The organism is Sinomonas sp. P10A9, from assembly GCF_041022165.1.
GTDB lineage: Bacteria > Actinomycetota > Actinomycetes > Actinomycetales > Micrococcaceae > Sinomonas > Sinomonas puerhi.
On record NZ_CP163302.1, the window covers coordinates 2675851 to 2696997 of the forward strand.

Annotated in this window: 14 protein-coding genes; 4 read left to right on the forward strand and 10 right to left on the reverse strand. The window is 68.3% G+C overall.

Going from position 1 to position 21147, the window contains the following annotated elements; genetic code table 11:
- Positions 1 to 29: 29 nt before the first annotated feature.
- From AB5L97_RS12210 to glf, 4 genes are read right to left on the reverse strand one after another with little or no spacing between them, the layout of a single operon-like run.
- Entirely contained in the window at positions 30 to 797 is a 768-nt protein-coding gene (locus AB5L97_RS12210) for an ABC transporter ATP-binding protein (RefSeq protein ID WP_369044872.1), read from the reverse strand.
- Positions 798 to 1679 (reverse strand): ABC transporter permease, encoded by an 882-nt coding sequence (locus tag AB5L97_RS12215; protein WP_369047428.1) that lies wholly within the window; start codon positions 1677 to 1679, stop codon positions 798 to 800. It abuts the gene before it with no gap.
- A 5-nt stretch (positions 1680 to 1684) separates the two neighbouring features.
- On the reverse strand, positions 1685 to 3724 hold the full coding sequence (locus tag AB5L97_RS12220; RefSeq protein WP_369044873.1) for a glycosyltransferase: 2040 nt from the start codon (positions 3722 to 3724) through the stop codon (positions 1685 to 1687).
- On the reverse strand, positions 3721 to 4908 hold the full coding sequence (glf, locus tag AB5L97_RS12225; RefSeq protein WP_307957867.1) for a UDP-galactopyranose mutase: 1188 nt from the start codon (positions 4906 to 4908) through the stop codon (positions 3721 to 3723). The genes AB5L97_RS12220 and glf overlap by 4 nt, the downstream gene beginning before the upstream one ends.
- Positions 4909 to 5143: 235 nt before the next feature.
- Here glf and AB5L97_RS12230 point away from each other — a divergent pair, with 235 nt between their 5' ends.
- On the forward strand, positions 5144 to 9337 hold the full coding sequence (locus AB5L97_RS12230; RefSeq protein WP_369044874.1) for an FtsK/SpoIIIE domain-containing protein: 4194 nt from the start codon (positions 5144 to 5146) through the stop codon (positions 9335 to 9337).
- An 11-nt stretch (positions 9338 to 9348) separates the two neighbouring features.
- Here the strand turns inward: AB5L97_RS12230 and AB5L97_RS12235 are convergent, their stop codons facing one another.
- Complete coding sequence (locus AB5L97_RS12235) at positions 9349 to 9801, reverse strand: hypothetical protein (protein ID WP_369044875.1); 453 nt, start codon at positions 9799 to 9801, stop codon at positions 9349 to 9351.
- A 258-nt stretch (positions 9802 to 10059) separates the two neighbouring features.
- Between AB5L97_RS12235 and AB5L97_RS12240 the strand changes: the two genes are divergently transcribed.
- The gene (locus AB5L97_RS12240) at positions 10060 to 10308 is read left to right on the forward strand and encodes a WhiB family transcriptional regulator (RefSeq protein ID WP_066498767.1); all 249 of its coding nucleotides are present in this window, start codon (positions 10060 to 10062) and stop codon (positions 10306 to 10308) included.
- Positions 10309 to 10429: 121 nt separating this feature from the next.
- On the opposite strand, the gene AB5L97_RS12245 is transcribed toward AB5L97_RS12240, so the two are convergent.
- The 4 genes from AB5L97_RS12245 to AB5L97_RS12260 form a co-directional block, all read right to left on the reverse strand.
- On the reverse strand, positions 10430 to 11902 hold the full coding sequence (locus AB5L97_RS12245; RefSeq protein ID WP_307957870.1) for a sensor histidine kinase: 1473 nt from the start codon (positions 11900 to 11902) through the stop codon (positions 10430 to 10432).
- A 100-nt stretch (positions 11903 to 12002) separates the two neighbouring features.
- Entirely contained in the window at positions 12003 to 16904 is a 4902-nt protein-coding gene (locus AB5L97_RS12250; RefSeq protein ID WP_369044876.1) for an NAD-glutamate dehydrogenase, read from the reverse strand.
- Between the two features lie 54 nt (positions 16905 to 16958).
- Complete coding sequence (locus AB5L97_RS12255; protein WP_369044877.1) at positions 16959 to 18272, reverse strand: AAA family ATPase; 1314 nt, start codon at positions 18270 to 18272, stop codon at positions 16959 to 16961.
- Positions 18269 to 18910 (reverse strand): SAF domain-containing protein, encoded by a 642-nt coding sequence (locus AB5L97_RS12260; protein ID WP_369044878.1) that lies wholly within the window; start codon positions 18908 to 18910, stop codon positions 18269 to 18271. Before AB5L97_RS12260 ends, AB5L97_RS12255 begins: the two co-directional genes overlap by 4 nt.
- Positions 18911 to 19067: 157 nt before the next feature.
- Here AB5L97_RS12260 and AB5L97_RS12265 point away from each other — a divergent pair, with 157 nt between their 5' ends.
- Positions 19068 to 19289 (forward strand): helix-turn-helix domain-containing protein, encoded by a 222-nt coding sequence (locus AB5L97_RS12265; RefSeq protein WP_307957874.1) that lies wholly within the window; start codon positions 19068 to 19070, stop codon positions 19287 to 19289.
- Between the two features lie 21 nt (positions 19290 to 19310).
- Here the strand turns inward: AB5L97_RS12265 and AB5L97_RS12270 are convergent, their stop codons facing one another.
- On the reverse strand, positions 19311 to 19862 hold the full coding sequence (locus tag AB5L97_RS12270) for a hypothetical protein (RefSeq protein WP_369044879.1): 552 nt from the start codon (positions 19860 to 19862) through the stop codon (positions 19311 to 19313).
- A gap of 172 nt (positions 19863 to 20034) precedes the next feature.
- On the opposite strand from AB5L97_RS12270, the gene AB5L97_RS12275 reads away from it, so the two are divergent.
- Positions 20035 to 20970, forward strand: a complete 936-nt coding sequence (locus AB5L97_RS12275) for a LysM peptidoglycan-binding domain-containing protein (RefSeq protein WP_369044880.1) — start codon at positions 20035 to 20037, stop codon at positions 20968 to 20970.
- Positions 20971 to 21147 lie beyond the last annotated feature (177 nt).

The window sequence follows — 21147 nt, forward strand, 5'->3', positions numbered from 1 at the left end:
CAACCGGGCTGCCCGATCGTCGGCCCACGTTAGTGTTCCGCACTGCTGCTGCGCCGCCGCAGCTCGGACACTACATTGTGGACTTCGCCGTCCATGACGACCCGTCCGTGCTCGAGCAGTATGCCGCGCTCGCAGATGGTTGAAACGAGATCGAGGTCGTGGCTCACCACAAAGAGCGTCTTGCCCGCGCGGGCGAGTTCCTTGATTTTCGCAATGCACTTCCTCTGGAACGGCTCGTCGCCGACTGCGAGGATCTCATCAATGAGGAAGACCTCCGGGTCGGTGTGCACAGCGATACTGAACGCGAGGCGCAGATACATACCGGACGAGTAGAACTTGACCTCGGTGTCGATGAACTCCCCGATCTCAGAGAACTCGGCTATAGAGTCGAACTTCTCATCGATCTGCTGCTCGCTCATACCGAGGATGGCACCGTTGAGGTAGACGTTGTCGCGGCCGCTCAGGTCGTGATGGAAGCCCGCCCCTACCTCGATGAGTCCGGCCACGCGACCACGAGTGCGCACCGACCCGGAGTCAGGCTGGAGGACGCCGGAGATAAGCTTGAGAAGCGTCGACTTCCCGGAGCCGTTGAGCCCCACGAGCGCTACAGTCTCCCCCTCCTCGACTTGAAAAGATACACTCTTGAGCGCATCGAACTTCTTGGAGATGTCTCCGCGCCGGCCGCGCACAACCCACATGAGTGCCTCTTTGAGCGATCGGGTGTGCCGGAGGACGAATTCCTTGCGGACGTCCTCGACCGTGATCGCCGTCTTCGTCGTCACTGCGTGCTCAGCCATTCACAGCTCCTGCGCGAACCGAGTGGACAAGCGAGCGAACGTCGCCTGTCCGATGAAGAGGACCAAGACCGTGACGGCCGCGGTGAGCGGAAGCCAGAGCGCGAACAGCCCCGGTACCTCGGCGGCGGCTGAGGCGGACAGCTGATCGCCGTCGAGGGTTGGGCGCCAGAAGGCCCAATGAAAGATTTCGACCCCCACTGTCATCGGGTTCAGCTGGTAGACATTGAACCAGGGCCCGAGGACATGCTGCACCTGGCTCCACAGGTATAGGACCGGTGAGGCCCACGTGACCATCATGATGAGCAGGTCAACAAGGTTCTCAGAGTCACGGAAGTAGACGTTGACGGCACCGAACAGGAGACCGAGACCCACAGCGAGGACCGCAACCATCGCGAACGCGCCGACGAGCGCCAACACCGACCAGACCGTGGGAACCCAACCGAAGAACAGGCAGACAGCCAACAGGATGACCACCTGCGGCAGGAAGTGGACGGCAGAAACCCACACGCTCGCCACCGGGAACAGCTCGCGCGGCAGGTAGATCTTGCGGATAAGATCGCGGTTGCCCACGATAGAACGGGTCGCGTTGCCGAGGGCCTCAGTGAAGAAGTTGACGAGCACGATGCCCGCGAACAGGTAGATCGGATAGTTCGGGGTGGAACCCTGAACGTTGAGGAACAGCCCGAGCGCCACGTAGAAGACAATGAACTGCAGTCCCGGCTTCATATAGGACCACAGGATGCCCAACGCCGATCCGCGGTAGCGGACCTTGATCTCCTTGCGCACCAAGAGCTTGAGCAGGAACCTGTTGGCGTAGACATCCCGCAGACCTCGACCGCGCCCCGGGTGGGAAAGCCCCTCCTCGGGCTGCTCAACGGACATCTCGGTCATTGCGGTGCTCCGGCCTCCACGGGGGCGTGCCCCTCCGAGCGGTTCTGATGAGAGTCCGAAACAGTGTGCCGCTCGAAAGTGGCGCGCCACGCCTCGAATGAGGTTGCCTGAGGCATGCCTGCGCGATAGCGGTCGGCCAGCACCTCCCATTCGCGGTACATCCGGCTGTGAAGCCGGCCCGAGGTTGCGAGCATCGAGCGGAGCAGGTCGGGCCTACGCCGGTACCACGAGGCACCCGTTCCCTCGGCGTTGGAAACCACCACACTGTCATAGCCAGCGAGCCTCCACCACTTGTTGTCGCGGTGAGCGAGGAAGCCCTGAGGCCGCACGGCGGCATCGTCCGCGGGCGCCTTAAGCAGTTGCCGTCCTACCGTCTTGACAGCCCAGGGAATGAGCTGCTTCTTGGTGGGGGCGACGGCCGGACCGGTCAGCGCCATGCCAGCCGCCGGTGCCGGGAAGTCGTCGACGTCCTCCTTGACCTGAGCATCCGGGAACTCGGCTCGAAGCGCATTGATCTCGGGCAGCTTCGTGGCGAGGTCCTCATGCAGGGCTTCGGGGCCCTTGAACAGGTCCTGAAGAGCATGAATGCGGCCCTGCTGGGTGAAGTACTGCATCGAGATCAGGTGCTTGACGTCGTTCTGCACCGACTCCCGCAGAACACGGCCGCTCTTCGGGTGGTCGCTGTGCAGGAGTGCCGTGATCGTGCGGTTCCGCTCGTGGAAGTACGCCTGCCAACCCACGAGGTCGTCCTTGTCAACCCACGAGACGTGCCACACCGCGGCCCCTGGCAGGCTCACAGTGCTGTAGCCAGCCTTCCGTGCACGCAGGCCGTACTCCGAATCGTCCCACTTGATGAAGACGGGCATCGAGAGCCCAATTTCCCGGATGACCGTGGTGGGGATGAGGCACATCCACCATCCGTTGTAGTCCACGTCCGTGCGCCGGTGGAGCCACGGGGTCTGGCGGAGGTTGGATCGGGCAAAGTCATGTCCGAGGTCCATGTCGTCGTGTGGGAGGGCGGGCTGCACCCTGTACAGGTCCACCACCTCACCGAACGTATGGAGCACGGTGCGGCTGTAGAGGTCGAACATGTGGCCACCCACGAGGGTCGGCTTCCGGCAAAGATCTGCGAACGTCACGAGGCGCGCAATGCTTTCGGGCTCGATCACCACGTCGTCGTCCAATAGCAGTGCGTAGTCGTGGCCATTCTCGACCGCCTCGAACATCCCACGAGCGAACCCGCCGGACCCGCCGAGGTTCGCCTGGTTGATAATGCGAAGCCTGCCGTCCAGGGCCGCCTCAAGCTCAGGGAAGTCGGCGTGGTCCTGTATCTTCTGCGTCCCCTGGTCCACGATGAGGATCTGCTTCACAGAATCGAGCCGCTCGAGACTACCGGCGAGAACGCGCAGGTTGTCGATGCAGTACTGCGGCTTGTTCATCGTCGTGATCTGGAGAGTGACCGAGCTGGCGCGCCGAGCCGCGCGCGCGCCGTCGACCGCTCCCTCCCAGCGCGCCTCGACAAGCTCAAGGCCGTCACTGCTCGCGTTGAGATCGAACCAATACCAGCCACCGTCGCCAAAGGGCTTGAGCGTGAGCTCGACCGACGTCGTCGACTTCCCCTCGACCAACTCGCCGTGGACTCGCTGGATCGCCCCGCGGGCGTTGGACTTGTAGACGACGACGGAACCGCGTCCTCGCGTCCGAACCACGAGACGGACGTCGCGTACAGTCGTCCAACGGCGCCAGTAGCTTGCCGGAAAAGCATTGAAGTAGGTGCCAAACGAAACATGCTGACCCGGACGAACCGTCATCGATTCACGGGACAGAAAATCCTCATAGTGTGCCTCAGCAGCACTCGAAGCAACGAGGTTGAGCTTCTCGTTCTTTGCTTTAGGACGGCGGTACATGCCGTCGTCCTCGACGAGACGCACGCCTTGGGCTGTACCTGCGTCGGCGTAGAGCGGAACCACGTCGGTCTGCGTCTCAAACGGAAGGATGACCCTCTGCAGGAGGGACCAACTGGCGTCGTTTGTCACGCGTCCACGCCCCCGCTCTCTAGCTTCTCGCCGCCTTCGAAGTGCGGCTTGATCTTGTTCTCGTACATCGACAGCGCGGAGCCGATGGCCATGTGCATGTCAAGGTACTTGTAGGTTCCGAGGCGGCCGCCGAACAGGACATTGTCCTCGGCCTTCGCGAGGTCGCGGTAGGCGAGCAGCTTGGCGCGGTCGGCCTCAGTGTTGACCGGGTAGTAGGGCTCATCGCCCTTCTCCGCGAAGCGCGAGAACTCGCGCATGATGATGGTCTTGTCCGTCTGATAATTGCGCTCGGGGTGGAAGTGGCGCGGCTCGATGATGCGCGTGTACGGGACCTCGGCGTCGTTGTAGTTCACAACGGACGTGCCCTGGAAGTCACCGGTGTTCAGGACTTCCTTCTCGAAATCGATCGTGCGCCACGAGAGGTCACCCTCGGCGTAGTCGAAGTACTTGTCAACGGCGCCCGTGTAGATCACCGGGACGTTGCCGACCGTGTTGCCTTTGCTAATCGGCTGCGACTCGTCGAAGAAGTCCGTGGAGAGCGTGACGGTGATGTTCGGGTGGTCCGCCATCCGCTCGATCCACGCCGTGTAACCCTGTGTCGGGAGGCCTTCGTACGTGTCGTTGAAGTACCGGTTGTCGTACGTGTAGCGCACCGGAAGGCGGGAGATGATCCCCGCGGGCAGGTCCTTGGGATCGGTCTGCCACTGCTTGCCCGTGTAGTGCTTGATGAAGGCCTCGTACAGGGGCCGGCCGATGAGCTGGATGCCCTTGTCATTGAGGTTCTGCGGATCCGTCCCTGCGAGCTCGCCCGCCTGGTCCGCAATGAGCGCGCGGGCCTCCGCCGGCGTGTAGTTCGCACGGAAGAACTGGTTGATCGTGCCGAGGTTGATCGGCAGCGGGAAGACCTCGCCCTTGTGCACTCCGTAGACCCGGTGCACGTAGTTGGTGAAGGTGGTGAACCTGTTGACGTAGTCCCAGACCTTCTCGTTAGAGGTGTGGAACAGGTGCGCGCCGTAGCGGTGCACCTCGATCCCGGTCTGCGCCTCGGTCTCGCTGTACGCGTTGCCACCGATGTGGTCGCGACGGTCGATCACCGTCACGTTGAGGCCGAGCTCGGTGGCCGCCCTCTCTGCGATGGTTAGACCGAAGAATCCGGATCCGACAACGACGAGGTCTGCAGTCAAGGTGTCTCCCTGTGAGGTGGCTGCCCGCGGGCGTAGATGTGCCCGGCGGTCAAGTGTCCGGGGTTCAGATTACCGGAGTCGCAGGAGGTTGTCGGAATTGGCCGTGGTTCGGGCCCGCCGGCGATGTTATCCACAACCGGCGACGACCCCGTGGCGGGCGGGACGGCTCGGCGCCTAGCGTGGGCGGGAGCACGCACGTGGGCACGGTTTCGCCTACAGGGCCGACAGGGGGGTCATGGAACTGCACTGCACGCTCATCTCGCCCGACCCCAGGTCAGCGCAGTCGGGGCTGCTGCGCCGGGAACTCGTCGTGGAGGCCGCTCGGGATACCCCCGGCGTCGCGGTCGCGCTGGCGCTCGCGAGCGATCTCGGGGCTGGCGGCTGCACCGTTGATGGCCTGCCGCTCGAGGTGCTCACCGTCGGCGAACCGCCCCTTCGCAACGGCGCCGTGCTCGTGGCGGGCGGGACCGCGAATCCGCCGCACCCCCCTCACCCTCTGTCGCTCGTGGTCCACACGGGCCCCGCGGCTGGAACGATCATCCCGCTGGGCCGCGGCGCCGTCCGGATCGGACGCTCCCCCGCGGGGCATGGCCGCCGCGCGGCGCTCACCGACCCCGACCTCTCGCGCGAGCACGCCCAGCTCGAGGTGACCGATGCCGGCGTAGTACTCCGTGACCTCGGCAGCGCCAACGGCGTATGGATGGAAGGGCGAAGGATCGAGCGTGCCGAGGTGTCGACCGGCCAGGAGTTCCGTCTCGGCGCGAGCCTGTGCACGCTCGCGTTCACCAACGAGGCCCCGTTGCTCGACCCCGAGGCGGGCAGGAGCCCGCACGCGCCTCTGCGCGTCACCAGGCACACGCCGCCGTCCCGCCGTGTGGCAATGATCACGATGGCGGTCCTGCCGCTCGGCGTCGGCGTGACGATGGCGCTCGTCACCGGAATGTGGCTCTTTCTCGCGTTCACGTCCGTCTCCGCGATCTCGATCCTCATTCCGCTCCTCGAGGGGCGCACGGCGCGGCGGGACTTCGAGCGCCGGCTCCGTTCCGCGGCCGACGACGACGCCGCCCGCCGGCGCCGCGCGTCACCGGACGCGGGGGTGCTGGCGCGAACCGTCGGCGTAGCGGCCACCCCCGCCCACGATGCCCATCGCACGGCCGAGCGTGATCCAGCCGAAGGGGTGCGCGCGGCGGCACTTACCTCGGGGATCGCCGTCGACGTGCTCCACGAGGTGTGGGTGCGTATGGGAACGGCCGCCGCCTCGGCCAACATCAGCATCGAACCCGCGGCTTCGGGCGGGGTCAAGGTGGCCCCTCCGACGGTGAAGAACGCACCCTTCGTCGTGCCGCTGCGGGGCCGAATCGCCATCAACGGAGGCACGGCAGACGTCCAGGGGCTCCTGAATTCCCTTCTTCTCCAGCTGGCCATGCTCCCCGCCGCGGCAGGCCTGAAGGTCATCGTCCTCGGAGGCAGCGAGGAGACGCGGCTCGCCGCCCGCTTCCTGCCTCGCGTCCAGATCGACCCATCCACCGCCAGCCCAGAGTCCGTCGCGGTGTCCATTCCGCCGGGCACTCGGGTCGCACTCGTGATCCTGCCCGGAGCACAGGCAAGTGCATGGGTTCGCGCCGCCGACGACCGTGGCTGGCCCGTGGTGGGCGCGGCCGGACTCGTGGGGACGGCGCGCCCGACGGTCATCCGCCTCAGCGGCGCGGCCGCAACGCTCGCAGCGGAGGGAAACAGCACAGACTTCGCCCCGGACCTCGTCCCTGCTCCGGCTTTCGATGCCGCGGCTCGGCGAGCCGGGGCCCAGCCAGCGGTCCGGGGGGAGGCGGGCGTTCCGAACTGCTGTGGTCTCGAGGAGTTCGTCGCGATGGATCCGTCCGGAGTGTCGGTCGCGTGGGCCAGGACGGCCTCTGAACGATCGCTGAACGTACCCCTCGGCCGCTCCGAGGAGGGGATCGTGACTCTCGACCTCGTGGCACAGGGACCCCACCTGCTTGTCGCCGGAACCACGGGCTCGGGCAAGTCCGAGCTCCTGCGCACCCTCATCGCAGGCGCAGCCGCCACCCACGCGCCGGACCGCCTCACGTTCCTCTTCGTGGACTTCAAGGGAGGCTCGGGCCTCGAACCGCTCGCGGGCCTCCCCCACTGCGTCGGCCTCGTCACAGATCTCGCCGCGGGCGGGATGGACCGGACTCTCGCATCGCTCCGCGCCGAGCTCAAGCGCCGAGAACTGCTCCTGGCGACCGCCCGCGCGTCCGACCTCGACGACTACAGGCTGAACGGCGGTAGAGACCTGCCCCGCCTCGTCCTTGTCGTGGACGAATTCAGGATGCTCGTAGAGGAGGCCCCCGGGGCCCTCGCCGAGCTCATGCGGGTCGCCGCCGTAGGGCGATCCTTGGGCATGCACCTCGTCATGGCCACCCAGCGCCCACAGGGCGCACTCACGGCCGACATCCGGGCCAATGTCACCGCTAGCATCGCCCTGAGAATGCAGCACGACGCCGAGTCGTCGGACGTGATCGGAAGTCCCCTCGCGGCCCGGATTCCCGTCGGCTTGCCCGGGCGCGCCTACCTCTCCGTGGGAGGCACCACGCCCATCCCCTTCCAGTCAGCATCACTCGGACTCGCCGCTGCGCGCACCTCGCACGACGGCGGCCCCCACCACCGCGTTCGGGTCGCCGACGCGCGTGTTTGGCTCCGAGAGCGCCGCGACCGCGGACCCTCCGAAGCAACGCCCTCACCGGCTGAATCGGCCGCGCCCCTGGTCAAAGCGGCCAGCGCGGCGTGGGCGTCCCGCGGCGGCGCCCCGGTCCTCGGACCGCTCGCCCCACCGCTGCCTGACACCTTGCCTCTGGACGAGGCGGGGATGTCCGCTGATCCAGTCCTCGCCGCGGGCGAGCCGTTGACACTGGGCGTCGTCGACCTTCCCCACGAGCAGCGCACTGCGGCCCTCACATGGTCGCCCTCGGACCATGGGCATCTGGCGCTCGTCGGTCCCGGATCTGCTGGAACGGTCGGGGCACTTGCCGCGGTGGCCGCGCAGTTGGCCGGCGGCGGCCCGACGAGGCACCTATACGTCCTCGACGCGGACGGATCACTGGCCTTACTGCGGGACCACCCGCGAGCGGGGTCGTACGTGGGAACGGGAGACCTGAAGCGCGCCGCGAGGGTCCTGACGAGGCTCGCTGAGGAATGCACGAACCGGCTCGCAGACGCCCACTCCGGGAAGGCGGTGACACCCCTGATCCTCCTCATCTCCGGCTGGGGCGCCTGGATCACGGCCCTCCGCCAGAGCCCCCAATCCGCTGCAGAGGAAGTGCTCAGTTCTCTCGTGCGAGACGGCGCACCAGCTCGCCTGTCCGTCGTGGCCGCAGGAGAACGAGAGCTCGTGTCTTCCCGGATCTTCGCCGGCATGCCCGCCAGGCTGTTCTTCCCGCTCGGCTCGACCGACGAGGCCCGCCTTTCGTGGCCAAGACTCCCCGCGATGCCAGCACTCAAGGGCCGCGCCGCGGCAGTGGGCACGATCGTCGACGGCGGCCCGCACGCGGTCCAGTGCTACGACGCGTTCCCGATCCAGTGCATCCCCGCGTCATTCGCGTCGCCGAACCGACGTCGCCGGCTGCGCGAAGAGCGTCCGTTCCGGATCGATCCCCTCCCCGCAGGTGCTCCTGCAGCAGTGGTCGCGGCGCTCTCTGCAGGCGGTCACGACCGGCCGCATCGGCTCGCGGTGGGCCTCGCCGGAGATGAGGTCGAGCCGTTCGCCCTCCGCCTCGTGCCCGGTGAGGTCATCCTGGCGCTGGGCGCTAAAGAGTCGGGCAAGAGCGCGTTCCTCGCGGCGCTCCCCACCATGAATCCCGCCCTCAGCTTCTCTTCACCCGCGTCACACGAGCGGTTGGCGGAGTGGGAGAGTCTGCTTCAAAGGCTCGACGGCGCACCGGCACCGGACGCGCGTGCGGTACCCGTGGTGCTCGTCGACAACGCGGACCGACTCGACTCCGCAGAGAACCACCTGCTCTCGCGGCTGCTCGAGGCAGGCGCGGCCGTCGTCGCGACCGCGGGCTACAGCGCGAACCTCTATTCACGGTGCCCGCTCGCGCTGACCGTCCGGACCTCCGGGACCGGCGTCGCGATCACGCCCCGCACCCCGAACGACGGCGACGTTTTCGGCGTCCGCCTCGACGTTCCGGGCCGCGTGCACCCGGGCCGCGCGGTCGCGGTCGTCGACGGTCAACAGATCGAAGTCCAGCTCGGCTGGCATGACTCTGACACCTGTGAACGGCCCGGCGACCGCTCTGCGCCTGACCATGTACCCGACGACGGCAATGCGCCCGACGACCAGCACGAGCCCGACGCCCGACAACCGTGCGATCCCCAGTTCCAGCACCAGCGCCACGGGATACTGCGGGCCGGATGGGAAGAGCGCCCTTAAGACGGACCGACTCAGGGAGCCGCGGGGCCTCCAGACTCCGAGCCTTCCGTCCCCCGCAAGCGCGCGCTCCCCTGAGTAAAGGCGACGACGCGACGATTGAAGAGGAGGAAGATCGCGGCAACGGCCGGAACGAGGATCCCGAGGCCAAAAGTGACGACACCGCTCGTGAGCGTGGGAATGCCGATGGTCAACGCGAAAAGCTGCGCCACAAGCGCCACGGACCGCGGCCACCGGCGCCCCCGCCAGAGGAAGACGCCTGCCGATCCCAGCCACGCCCCGAAGGCAGCCAGCAGAACCAAGGTGAAGGCGGCACCGCCCGGCGACGTCTCAGCCTGCCCGGCAATCAGCGAGACGGCGTAGAACACGGCAAAGCCTAGGAGCACTGCGGCTTCGAGGAGCACGATGGCCACGAGAACGATGAGCGTCCAGGGGCGGCGGGTGGCGGAATCTTCGGCGGTGGGCACATCCGCACGATACCCGAGTCACCCCGGTGAGCACCGACTGCGCGCCTCCGCCCGCCCGCTACACAAGCGTCCGCCAGTGTGACGCATCCCTCTCGTTTCAGGCCCGAATCCTGCCCACGACCCCTTGTTTACACACAGTTAACGTGACAATCTTGATGAAGTTGATCGCGGGGCCCACCAAGGCCCCTTTGCTTTGGATGGACTCGTGAATGTTTTCACAAGCGTTCCATCCTCCGAGAACGGAGTTGCTCTACCACCATGGATTGGCGTGACCGCGCGGCCTGCCTCGATAAGGATCCCGAACTGTTCTTCCCCGTCGGGAACACCGGGCCGGCCCTCCTGCAGATCGAAGAGGCCAAGAGCGTATGCCGCCGCTGCCCTGTGGTCGACACGTGCCTCCAATGGGCCCTCGAGTCCGGCCAGGACGCCGGAGTGTGGGGCGGCATGAGCGAAGACGAGCGCCGCGCACTCAAGCGCCGCGCGGCCCGCGCCCGTCGCGCCTCCTGAGCCTCTGAACGGCGCACCTGCGCAAACGCCTCCGCCCTGGAACAGCCCAACTGTTCCGGGGCGGAGGCGTTTCCGGCCCGGGGGCGGTGAGGTAGGCGGGTGACACACGCCGGTGAAGTCCTCAGTCCTGGCCCGGGCGCAGCACGATCCTGACCACGGTTCCGCCGCCCTCGCGCTCGTGCCGGTCGATCGTCCCGCCGAGTTCGCTGGTCACGAGCGTGCGCACGATCTGCAGGCCGAGCCCCTCATGGCGAGGCGCCCCGGATGGGAGCCCCACGCCGTCGTCCTCCACCGTGACCTCGAGCACCTCGGTGCCGGACTCGTCCCGGCGCCGATCTGCGGTGAGCCACACCGTGCCCGAACGGTCGGCGAGCCCGTGCTCCACGGCATTCGTCACGAGCTCGTTGATCACGAGGGCGAGCGGCGTCGCGAAGTCGCTGGGCAGCTCGCCGAATTCCCCGCGGCGCTCCGTCGACACGTGCTGGCCCTCCGTGGCCACCTCGGCCGAAAGCCGGAACTGCCGCTCGATCAGCTCGTCGAAGTCGACAGTCTGCGCAAGGCCCTGGGACAGGGTCTCGTGGACGAGGGCAATCGTGGCGACGCGCCGCATGGCCTGTTCGAGGCCTTGCTTGGCCTCCTCGCTCTTCATCCGCCGGGACTGCATTCGCAGGAGCGCGGCGACCGTCTGAAGATTGTTCTTGACCCGGTGGTGGATCTCGCGGATCGTGGCGTCCTTGGTCACAAGCTCCATCTCGCGGCGCCGCAGCTCTGAGACGTCGCGGCACAGCACGATCGCACCGAACCGCTGATGCTCGTCCCGGAGCGGGATGGCGCGGAGGGAAAGGGTCACGCCGCGCGACTCGATCTCGCTGCGCCACGGCATGCGACCCGTCACCACGAGCGGGAGCGTCTCGTCCACGAGTCTGCGGTCCTTGAGCAGCCCCGTGGTCATTTCGGCAAGCGAGCGTCCCTCGAGCGACTCGATGCCGCCCAGACGTCGGAATGCCGAGACTCCGTTGGGGCTCGCGTACTGCACGACACCCTCCGCGTCGAGCCGGATGAGCCCGTCGCCTACGCGCGGCGCCCCGCGGCGCGACCCCGTGGGCGAAGCGAAGTCCGGCCATAGGCCGAGCGTACCCATGCGGAGCAGGTCGTAGGCGCACTGCCGATAGGTCAGCTCAAGCCGGCTGGGCATCCGTGAGCTCGAGAGGTCCAGATGCGAGGTGACGACGGCGAGCGTGCGGCCGTTGCGCACGAACGGCACCGCCTCGACGCGCAGCGCCATCTCGGAGTTGAAGCTCGTCTCGTGGTGGCGCTCGATCGACTGGCTCGCCCAAGCCTTGTCGACGAGGGGCCTGAGGTCGGAGCGGATTCGCTCGCCCACGAAGTCGGTGTGGAAGACCGTGTGAGTGGTTGAGGGGCGCACGTGGGCGAGTGCCACGTAGCCATCCTCAGGATCGGGGAACCACAGGGCGAGGTCGGCGAACGCGAGGTCCGCCACGAGCTGCCAGTCACCGACCAGCAGGTGCAGCCACTCGGCGTCCCCGGGGCCGAACTCGGCATGCTCCCTGATGGGGTCCGTGAAGATGGCCACCTGTACCGCCTTGTCTCAAGCACTGTCGAGGGATCGCGTCCGCCTGCCGGGCGAAGCGAGAGGCCGCGGGGAGTTCCCCGCGGCCTCTCGCATCAGCGCGCTAGTGACGCACGATCGACCGCAGCAGCCTCAATGCTACCGAGAGCGAGGCCATGTCGTCGCGCTCGAGGGAGTTGACCTCGGCGAACATCGCCGCCGCGCGGTCCAGCTGATCGCGGTTCTCCCCCGCCCACACCTCGAGCCTGGCGTCCGGCGACAGGGAGTCCGGCGCGGCATCCATGACGGAGCGCGTGAAGTCCGACACGGTGCTGTAGAGGTCGTCCCGCAGGGCGGCCCTCGCGAGGGCCTCCCAGCGGTCGCGGCGCGGGAGCGCCGTGATCCGCTCGAGCAGACTGTCGATCTGGAAGCGGTTGAACACGGTGTAGTAGACGCCTGCCACCTGCTCCACCCCGGCCCCGGTGGTCTGGGCGATCCGTGCGACGTCCAGGAGCGCATAGCTCTCGAACAGCTCGGCCCAGCGGTGGGCGAGCCCCTCGGGCAGACCCCACGTGCGGGCCTTCTCGAGCCACGATCCCACGCGTTCGGCGTCCTGCCCGCGCAGGTAGTTCAGGAGCTTTGAGCGCAGCGCCGCGAGCGGCGCCCGGTACGTATCGACCACGCCCGCGATGTCCTGTCCGGAGGTCCCCTGGTGGAGGAGCCAGCGGACGGCACGGTCCAGGAGCCGCCGCACGTCGAGGTGGATGGCGGTCCAGTGCTCGGTCGGGAACGATGCGGGGAGCGCATTGAGCTCATCGGTCATCTCGTCGAGCCGGTACACCTCGCGCAGGGCGACGAACGCCTTGGCGACGGCGGCCGGCGTCGCGCTCGTCTCCTCGATGGTGCGGAAGGCGAACGTGATGCCGCCGAGGTTGATCATGTCATTCGCGACGACGGTCGCAATGATCTCGCGGCGCAGCGGGTGGCTGTCGAGCTCGTCCCCGAACCGCTCGGCGATCTCCACTGGGAAGTAGTTCCGCAGGGTGTCCTTGAACCACGGGTCGTCGGCGAGGTTGCTGTCGCGCAGGGCCTCGGTCAGCTCGATCTTGGCGTAGGCGACGAGGACCGAGAGCTCGGGCGCGGTGAGTCCCTGGCCCTGCTCGAGTCGCTTGTGCAGCTGCGCCGTGGTCGGCAGCGACTCGATGTCGCGGTTGAGGTCCGCCTCCTTCTCGAGCCAGTCCATGAGTCGCTCGAAGCTCGGGCTCCACTCGACGACCCTCGCGCGGTCGTTGACGAGGAGGATGTTCTGGTCGACGTTGTCCGCCAGGACCAGACGTCCCACCTCGTCGGTCATCGTAGCCAGGAAGGCGGCCCGCTCGGCCGCGGACAGCTTGCCCGCGGCGACCATGCGGTCCACGAAGATCTTGATGTTGACCTCATGGTCCGACGTGTCGACGCCGGCCGAGTTGTCGATCGCATCCGTGTTGATGATGACGCCCTGGAGCGCCGCCTCGATGCGGCCGTGCTGGGTGAAGCCGAGGTTGCCGCCCTCGCCCACGACCTTGACCCGCAGGTCGCGCCCGTCGATGCGGATCGCGTCGTTGGCCTTGTCGCCGACCTCCGCATTCGTCTCGGTGCTGGCCTTGAAGTACGTTCCGATGCCGCCGTTGTAGAAGAGGTCGACCGGCGCGAGCAGCACGGCGCGGAGCATGTCGGTGACGCTCAGCTGCGTTGTGCCGTCCGGGAGGCCAAGCGCTGCGCGAACCTCGTCGGAGACGGGGATCCACTTCGCGCTCCGCGGGAACACCCCGCCGCCGGCGCTGATGAGGGCGCGGTCGTAGTCGTCCCACGAGGAGCGCGGAAGGTTGAACAGGCGCCGACGCTCCGCGAAGGAGGCAGCGGCGTCGGGCGTCGGGTCCAGGAAGATGTGCCGGTGGTCGAAGGCCGCGACAAGGCGGATGTGCTCCGAGAGGAGCATGCCGTTGCCGAACACATCGCCGGACATGTCGCCCACCCCGACCACGGTGAAGTCCTCGGTCTGCGTGTCCAGATCGAGCTCGCTGAAGTGTCGCTTGACTGACTCCCACGCGCCGCGGGCCGTGATGCCCATGGCCTTGTGGTCGTAGCCCACCGACCCGCCGGACGCGAAGGCGTCGCCGAGCCAGAAGCCGTAGTCAAGGGAGAGCCCGTTGGCAATGTCGGAGAAGCTCGCCGTGCCCTTGTCGGCCGCGACCACGAGGTACGTGTCGTCGTCGTCATGGCGCACGACGCCGGCCGGCGGCACAACCTGTTCGGTCGCCACCCCGTTGTCCCCCACCACGGTGAGGCGATTGTCCGTGATGTCGAGGAGTCCGCGGATGAACGTCTTGTAGCTCTCGACGCCCTCGGCGAGCCATGCCGCACGGTCCCGCGAGGGATCCGGGAGCCGCTTGGCGTAGAAGCCGCCCTTCGCACCCGTGGGGACGATGACGGCGTTCTTGACGACCTGCGCCTTGACGAGCCCGAGGATCTCCGTGCGAAAGTCCTCGCGGCGGTCGGACCAGCGCAGCCCGCCGCGGGCTACCTTGCCGAACCTCAAGTGCACACCCTCGACCCGCGGCGAATAGACCCAGATCTCGTAGGCGGGCTTCGGCGAGGGCAGGCCCTCGATCTGGCCGGGTCGCAGCTTGAAGCTCAGGTACGAGTGGCCGAGGTAGTAGTTGGTGCGCAGCGTGGAGTCGATGAGGTTGATGAACGTGCGCAGGAGGCGGTCGGCGTCGAGCGTCGGAACCTGCTCGAGCGCGTCGACGAGCTCGGTCTTGATCTGCGCGGAACGCTCGGCACGTTCGGCGTCGCCGAGCTCGGGGTCGAAGCGGGCCTCGAAGTAGGCCACGAGACGGCGCGTCACGTCCGCGTTGCCGAGCAGCGTGTCCGCGATGAACCCGTAGGAGTTCATGTTCCCGATCTGGCGCATGTACTTCGCGTACGCACGCAGGATCTGTGCCTGGCGGGAACGGAGGCCCTCCCGCAGCACGAGCCGGTCGATGTTGTCCGATTCGGTCTCACCCGCGAGGGCCTGGCCGAACGACTCGGCGAGCAGGCCGCCAGTGGAGAGGGGGTCGACGCCGGCAGGGTACTTGAGCCCAAGGTCATACAGGAAGAACTCCCGTGAATCCCCCGTCTCGATCTCGAACGGGCGCTCATCGAGCACCTCGAGGCCCAGATTGTGGAAGTACGGCAGGATCTGGCTCAGGCTCTTGGGCTCGAAGAGGTAGAGCTTGACGCGGGCGTCCTCCTCGAGGGCCTCGCCGTCGTCGTGTGGGAGGTAGACGTGGACCGCGGGACGCTCGGACAGCGCGGCGCTCGCGCCGTCGGCCGCGGCCTCGCCCCCCACGCGCTGGGCGGCGTACTCCTCGAAGCGGGTGATGTCCTCGAGGGCGTCGTCGATGCCGAAGTCAACGCGGTACGACGCGGGGAAGGCCTCGCCCCACACCGCGGCAAGGTGCTCGGCCGCGTCGAGCGGCCGGTTCTCGTGCAGCACCTGCGCGATGCCCTCGCTCCAGGACCGGGTCGCCGTCACGAGCCTCTGCTCGAGGGCATCCCTGTCGACGGCCGCGAGGTCAACCGGGGCGGACTCGGTGTCCTTGGGCAGCCGGATCCGGAAGTACAGTCGGGCGAGAGCGGAATCGCTCATCTGCGAGTCGTAGTCGATCGAGGAGGAGTGGAACTCCTTCGCGAGCTCCTGCTCGATCCGGCGGCGCACCGCGGTGTTGTAGCGGTCCTTCGGCAGGTAGACGACGGCGTTCATGAACCGGCCGTAGATGTCCGGGCGGAGGAAGAGCCGCGTGCGGCGGCGCTCCTGGAGGCGGTGGATCCGCGTGACCGTCTCGAGGAGGGTCTCGGTGTCGATCTGCATGAGCTCGTCGCGCGGGTAGGTCTCGAGGATCGCCAGGAGGTCCTTGCCCGAGTGCGAGTCGGCGGGGAACCCCGAGCGGCGCATGACCTCGTCGATCTTGTCCTTGACGATCGGGACGGTCCGCGCCGACTGGGTGTACGCGCTCGAGGCGAACAGCCCGATGAAGCGACGCTCGCCGTCGACCTGGCCCTGTGCGTCGAAGCGCTTGATCCCGATGTAGTCGAGGTACGTCCGGCGGTGGACGGTGCTGCGGGAGTTCGCCTTCGTGATGTTGAGGGCGCGCCGCTCGCGCGCGTGGGCCTGGCCCTCGGCGGTGAGGTGCTGGAGGGCATGGGAACCCTCGCCGCGCAGCAGTCCCAGCCCGCTGCCGTCGACGAGCTCGAGGACGTCCTCGCCGTTGACCGACTTGAGGTCGTACTCGCGGTATCCGAGGAAGGTGAAGTTGCCGGCGTCGAGCCAGCGGAGCAGGTCCTGGGTCGATGTGAGGTCGGGAATGTCCTCGGCCCCGGCGACGGATCCGAGGCCGTCGGCGATCTCGAGGGCCTTGGCGCGCATGGGCTGCCAGTCATCGACGGCCGCGCGCACGTCGCCGAGGACGCGGCGGATGCCCTCGATGAGCTGGGTCTTGACCGCGGCCGAGGCACGGTTCGTCTCGACGGCGATCCACGACTCGATGTGCGTGGCGTTGTCGCCGTCGGAGACGAGTGCGCTCAGCAGCGGCATCGTGGCCGTGTCTCCGCTGGTCATCCCCCACTGGGCGGGCACGCGGTCGACGGCGACGAGCATGCCGTCGCTCTTGCGCCGGGTCACGACGAACATCGGGTGGACCACGAGGTGGATCGGCGCGCCCTCGCGGACGAGCTCGGCGCTCACAGAGTCGACGAGGAACGGCATGTCATCCGTGACGATGTAGACGACGCTGCGGCCGCCCTCGTCCGTGACGGCGATGTTCGCCGTGCCGGTCTCCCGGCCCTCGGCGACGGCCCAGTGCTGCCGTGCCCGCTCGGCGAGCGCCTCGGCGCTGTACGCCTGCCGGTCCTCCTCGGCGAGATGCTCGTAGTAGTTGGCAAGGAAGCGGGATTCCTGATCCGCTGATGGAAAGGGGGTCTGCTGGGCAGTACCGGTCGACACTCTGGCTCGCCTCCAGGGAACGGGGTTGCCACTTCGCAGCCCTCTCACCCGAGCCTAGCGCGGCACTGGCGCCACGGCTTTGGTTCGGCGTCCAGCGAATCTTCGATTCTGCCGTACAGATGCACAGACGAGTTCCGCGATGCCGTGCCGCAGCGCAGACTCGGGGGCGCATTCGAGCAGAACCTGCCCGTTGAGGAGTGCCGCGTCGGCAGCGCCCGCGTCGTGCGGAATCATGGCCGCGATCGGAGCCCCGGGCCCGAACCTCTCCCAGGCCTCGCGCAGGGCGCGCTCCGGGAACCGGCCGAGCGCAGAGGCGCGCACCTTGTTGAACACGACCGTCGGGGCCGAACCCGGGACCGCCTGATCGAGCTCCGCGAGCGCCCGCACCAACCGGGGCATACCGATCGAGTCCGCCGCGCCCACCGCGAACACACGGTCCGCGAGCTCGAGCGCACGCAGGGTCGTTGCGTTGCGGCGGGGTGCCATGGTGTCGAAGCTGAGCTCCTCGTCCGCCTCGAGGCAGAAGCCGATGTCCACGACGACCGTCTCGGCGAGCTCGCGGCAGCGCTCGAGGACCGCGCCAAGGGCCGCCGCCCGCAGCTCGGGCCACCGGTCAGCCCGCGTCAGTCCCGTGAGGACGCGGAGGATGCCTCCGCCGATGACGACGGGCGTGGCCACCCGCTCGAGCGCACTCCGGTCGAGGAGCCCCTGATCGGCGAGCCTGCACGCCTGGGCGAGCCCGGCGGAATCGTCGAGCAGGCCGAGGACTCCCGCAACGGAGCCTCCGTACGTGTCAGCGTCGACGAGGATGACGCTCCGGCCGGACGCGGCGAGCTCGGCGGCGCAGTTGACGGCAACGGTGGTCCGGCCCGGCGAGCCGATGGGCCCCCAGACCGCGAGGATCTCCCCTTCCTCCACCGGTGCGGCGGCGTCCCCGACCGGCGCCGCCTCTTCCGTCGAGGTGGCTGGCCGCGCCCCGGCGAGCCCGAAGGACGACGACGGTACGGCGCCGGCGCTCTCCGGCGCCCTGTCGACGGCCTCGCCGATAAGCCGCGCGAGCTCCGGCGCCGGCACGGCCTCGGGAGCCGCGAGGACCCCGAGGCCCGCGAGCCGGCCCCGCTCGGCGTCGTCATCCGTGAGGCCCACGAGGGCGACGCCCACCGTGGCGAGGCGGTCGATGAGCGTCGCCGTGATGTCCTGGGTGCCGCCGGCGACGACGGCCGCGCGGGCCAGCCCCGTCTGGCAGGCCGCGACGAGCTCCTCGAGCTCGGAGCAGCGGCGCACCACGGTGACCGGCCCGTGGAGCCGCTCGAGTGACCCGACGAGCTCGGCCTGGCCGGCGCCGATGGTGACGACCGGAATGCTCATCGGGGGCCGCCCGTGGGGTTCCAGACGAGGGAGACCTTGGCGCTGTTCGCCTGCGCCCCGAGCACCTGGGCGAGCTTGGCATCCTCGACCAGCACGAGCACGTGCGTCTCGCGGCTGCCGCCGAGGGTCGTCGAGGACGCCTCGATGTGGGCGATCTCAGCACCCGGGACGAGCAGCTTGGGCTCCGCGAAGCCGTTGCGCCCATCGGGCAGCGCCACCCACACGTCCACGCGCGTCCCGACCGTGGCCTCGGCCGGGAGCGACTGGCCGATGCTGATCGAGACTGGCTTGCGGTCGACGGCGCGCGGCTCGCCGAGACTCGATGCCGGCACGAGGTCACCCTTGGCCACGCGCTGGAGCGCGACCTTGCCCTCCGGCAGGGCGTCCGGGGCCAGGTAGCGCCCCTCCGCGTCCCCGAGCCGGACGTCGACGCGGACGAGCCGACTCGCGTCGATCGTCTGGCCGACGGCGATGTCCTCCTTCGCGGCGTACGCTCCGACCGTCTTGTCCGCGGCATCCACGAGAGCGACCACGCCCGCAATGGATGCGAGCACGAGAAGGAGACCCACGAGCAGCCGCGGATCCTTCCATGACGGCTTCGTGAGCCGGGTCCCCGGTGCATTCTCGGCAGCTGGCATTGCGTTCCCCTCCAGTCGCAGGCCGCTGACCGGCCCCCTTCGTCATTCTGTCGGGGGTCGGCGTCCAGCCCAAGTCGCACCGCGTCAAACGGCATCAAACTGTGGATAACTGCATCAATCCGCTCCGAACGATGCCTTCAAGTGGCAGAATGTGTCCATGCCTCGTTTCCTGACGCTCGCGGATGTGTGCGAGCAGCTCCAGATCAGCCCGGCGCAGGGCTACGCCCTCGTGCGCAGCGGGGAGCTCAAGGCCATCCAGGTCGGAGGGCGGGGGCAGTGGCGGGTCGAGGACGTCAAGCTCGAGGAGTACATCCAGGAGAGCTATGCGAGAGCTGAGAAGGCGCTCGCCGAGAACCGCCGAGCCCACTCGGGAAGCTGATCCTCCGGGCCTCCGGACCTCCTAGCCCCCGGACCGCACCGCGATCAGGGCCCCGAACGGCACCGCCACTGCACCGCCGACCCCTGACCCGTTCCTTCCGTGAACCGGCATGACCTCGAGATAGTCCGCCCCGACGGTGTCGATCGTTCCGATGACTGTCAGCGGTTCGGAAAGCCCCGACTGAAGGAAGCAGGTCACGAGGGCACGGTCGCGCGCGAGTGTCCGCAGCGCCGACGCCAGCGAGCGGGTCCGGCGCACTGTGGACGCCTCCGTCCGTGACCTTCGCCCGAGACCGGCCACCGTCACGACGGACCGGAGAGGGACGAGAACGCTGTGCGGGGCCGACTCGAGGATGAACCAGGCGTCGGAGATCTGCCGGAGCGTGCCGCGGAACCGGACGCCGCCTGCGAGCATCACGTGGACCGGAGTCTCGCCCTGACCCCGCAGGCGGTCTTCGAGGGCGATTGCACCCTGTTCCGCCCGCACGAGCTCGGCCACCTGGGCCTCCCGGTCCAACTGGCCCGCGGCTGCCAGCTGCCCTTCGAGATCGGCGAACACATCGTCCCAGCGCATGTCGATCACCCTAGGGAGGAACCGTCCGGGCGGTCAATCCGACTCAAAGCAGACCCCCACTGGACAATTGCCGAGTTTCATGATCAAACTTGGTTCAGATTTATCAAACAGCATCAAACTGCATCCAAGTGAAGAAAATGGCCATTGATGGCCAGACAGACCGGGGGGTCTCATGGAGAACACACAACGGCAGCAGGTCGCGGGGGACGCCCTTGTCACTACCGCGGTACTCGCGCTCGGGGCTGTGCTAGTGGTCGCGGGAGGAACGCTCGCGGGGAATATCGCGCCCAACAGGTGGGGCGACTGGCTGCGGATCGTTCCCGCCGCGCTCGACGGCGCGTGGGAGCCGCGCGTCGATGTCCTCCTGGGGCTTCTCGCCAGCATCATCGGCCTTTCGGTCGTGGCGTGGTGGGTCTTCTCGGCGACGCTGGCGATCGCATCCGCTCTCCTTGCGGCGGCGGGCTCCCATCGGGCATCTCAGCGTACCGGGGCCCTGGCTCCGCTCTTCATGCGCCGGCTGGCGATGGCGGCGCTCGGGCTGAGCCTCGTGGCCGCTCCGGCGGCGCACGCCGATGGCCTGCCCGATCCGGCATGGCACGCTGCCCCATCTGAGCAGTCGGCGTCCGCTGCACTGGTGCCGGCCGGACCGAGCAGCGCCAGCCCCCTAGCCGCGGGAGAAACAGCGCCCGCGGGGGGAACAGCGGCCGCGGGGGGAACGGTTGGTGCCGCGGCGCTGCCAGCCGCTCCGCCTTCCGCCAGCCCCTCCTCACCGCTCCCGTCAGCCCAACCCTCGTCGGCGGCAGCCACGCCCACACCCTCAGCTGCGCCCACACCTTCGCAAGCCGCGTGGATTCCCCCCGCAGTGCCTGCCGACCCTGGGCTGCTCGTGCAACAGCCGAAGCGGGAGACGGCAGGCTCCGCGAGGGAACCGGTGGAAGTCCGCCCAGGAGACAGCCTCTGGTCCATCGTCGCCCGGCACCTCGGCCCTGGGGCAACGGACCTCGAGGTCGCGGCCGTATGGCCCGACTGGTACGACGCCAACGAAGGAGTCATCGGGGGCAGCCCCCACCTGATCCGGCCCGGCCAGCTGCTCGTCCCGCCGCGCTGAGCCCAGCCTGCCCCGGCCGCGAGCCGCGAGTACCTTCCGATCGCGGCCCGTCCGGACTTCCTACCCTCCGGCCGCGGCCGTGTCCGAACTCCCCACTTTCCGGCCACTGGGCCTCCAGCCGCCCGCACCTCGAGGGGCGCGCGCCGTCACGCTTCGCGCGCACCTACGCCCCATCGG

Coding starts and splice junctions, on each gene's coding strand:
- AB5L97_RS12210 (WP_369044872.1), bottom strand. CDS start 797: ATGGCTGAGCACGCAGTGACGACGAAGACGGCGATCACGGTCGAGGAC.
- AB5L97_RS12215 (WP_369047428.1), bottom strand. CDS start 1,679: ATGTCCGTTGAGCAGCCCGAGGAGGGGCTTTCCCACCCGGGGCGCGGT.
- AB5L97_RS12230 (WP_369044874.1), top strand. CDS start 5,144: ATGGAACTGCACTGCACGCTCATCTCGCCCGACCCCAGGTCAGCGCAG.
- AB5L97_RS12240 (WP_066498767.1), top strand. CDS start 10,060: ATGGATTGGCGTGACCGCGCGGCCTGCCTCGATAAGGATCCCGAACTG.
- AB5L97_RS12255 (WP_369044877.1), bottom strand. CDS start 18,272: ATGAGCATTCCGGTCGTCACCATCGGCGCCGGCCAGGCCGAGCTCGTC.
- AB5L97_RS12260 (WP_369044878.1), bottom strand. CDS start 18,910: ATGCCAGCTGCCGAGAATGCACCGGGGACCCGGCTCACGAAGCCGTCA.
- AB5L97_RS12265 (WP_307957874.1), top strand. CDS start 19,068: ATGCCTCGTTTCCTGACGCTCGCGGATGTGTGCGAGCAGCTCCAGATC.
- AB5L97_RS12270 (WP_369044879.1), bottom strand. CDS start 19,862: ATGCGCTGGGACGATGTGTTCGCCGATCTCGAAGGGCAGCTGGCAGCC.
- AB5L97_RS12275 (WP_369044880.1), top strand. CDS start 20,035: ATGGAGAACACACAACGGCAGCAGGTCGCGGGGGACGCCCTTGTCACT.